Annotated in this window: 1 protein-coding gene; it reads right to left on the reverse strand. The window is 55.3% G+C overall.

Annotation, left to right across the window (positions count from 1 at the left end):
* Window positions 1-1082 (reverse strand): immunoglobulin-like domain-containing protein (locus tag LIY45_RS30505; protein ID WP_226478712.1); only part of this gene is annotated, 1082 nt, incomplete at both ends.

Consider the following 1082-nt stretch of genomic DNA (forward strand, 5'->3'; position numbering starts at 1 on the left):
AACGTCATTGACTGGAGTTTGGAAAACCACAGTGCCGGTAGTTTTGCCGGAATCAATGGTGATGACCTGGCCGTTGGACAAGGTCACGGTCACCGGGGCGTGAGCTTCGTTGCTCAAGGTCGCGGTGTAGGTGATCTGACCGCCTTCGGTGATTGCGGTATCGGTGGTCGACAGCGTCACGGTGGTGGTGTCGATCGAGTCCGAAATGACGGTGGTCGGCGGATTGGTGTTATCCGGGACCAGCTTCTCGAAGTTACCGCCAGTAGCCGCTGTAATCGTGGTGCTAACGGTGGAACCGTTGTTGTAGACGTCGTTGACCGGCGTTTGGAAAACCACGGTGCCCGTGGTTTTACCCGCGTCGATGGTGATGACCTGGCCGTTGGACAGTGTCACGGTAACCGGCGCATGCGCTTCATTAGAAAGCGTGGCGGTGTAGGTGATCTGGCCGCCTTCAGTGATCGCAGTGTCGGTGGTCGACAAGGTTACTGTGGTGGTGTCGATCGAATCCGAAATAACAGTGGTCGGCGGATTCGTATTGTCCGGAACCAACTTCTCAAAGTTGCCGCCAGTAGCCGCTGTAATCGTGGTGCTAACAGTGGAACCGTTGTTGTAAACGTCATTGACTGGAGTTTGGAAAACCACAGTGCCGGTAGTTTTACCGGAATCAATGGTAATGACCTGACCGTTGGACAGCGTCACGGTGACCGGCGCATGCGCTTCATTAGAAAGCGTGGCGGTGTAAGTGATCTGACCGCCTTCAGTGATTGCGGTATCGGTGGTCGACAAGGTTACTGTGGTGGTGTCGATCGAGTCCGAAATGACGGTGGTCGGCGGATTTGTATTGTCCGGAACCAGCTTCTCAAAGTTGCCGCCAGTAGCCGCTGTAATCGTGGTGCTAATAGTGGAACCGTTGTTGTAGACGTCGTTGACGGGTGTTTGGAAAACCACGGTGCCGGTGGTTTTACCGGCATCAATGGTGATCACTTGGCCGTTGGACAGCGTCACGGTGACCGGCGCATGCGCTTCGTTCGAAAGCGTGGCGGTGTAAGTGATCTGACCGCCTTCAGTGATTGCGGTATCGG

The organism is Pseudomonas sp. MWU16-30323 (assembly GCF_020515595.1).
Classification (GTDB): Bacteria; Pseudomonadota; Gammaproteobacteria; order Pseudomonadales; family Pseudomonadaceae; genus Aquipseudomonas; species Aquipseudomonas yamanorum.